1 pseudogene is annotated in these 394 nt (G+C 72.3%); it reads right to left on the reverse strand.

What is annotated here, in order from left to right:
- Positions 1-166: pseudogene (locus IG75_RS36985) on the reverse strand (MFS transporter); the annotation flags it as partial.
- Between the last annotated feature and the right edge of the window lie 228 nt (positions 167-394).

Raw genomic sequence — 394 nt, forward strand, 5'->3', positions numbered from 1 at the left:
CGGCTCCGAGCCGGCCCAAGACCGGAGTGGCGACGGCGCCGCTGAGCAGCGCGACAGTCAACGTCCACTGCGCACTGCTCAGCGAGACGTGGAACGAGGTCGCCACGCTGGTGAGGAGCGGCGCCCCGAGGCTACCGACCGCCGCCACGACCAGAGCGATGAACATCAAAGTGGGAACCAGCAGCCGCGCCTCGGAACGCGCCACAGGGAACGCCTTCACCGCGCCCCCGCCGACCGGCCGCCCGGTCACTGCTTCGGCCCTTCGCGGTCCCGGCTTTCGAGCTCTGCCAGATGGTTCAGCGCCGGAAGGGCCGCGACCAGCGCCTCGACCTCGTCGCCGGGGAGCTCGCCGATCAACCGCTCGAACGCGTGGACGCCCGCCTGGCGCCGCGTC

This window comes from Nocardia rhamnosiphila NBRC 108938 (assembly GCF_000720425.1).
In the GTDB taxonomy this organism is placed as follows: Bacteria; Actinomycetota; Actinomycetes; order Mycobacteriales; family Mycobacteriaceae; genus Nocardia; species Nocardia rhamnosiphila.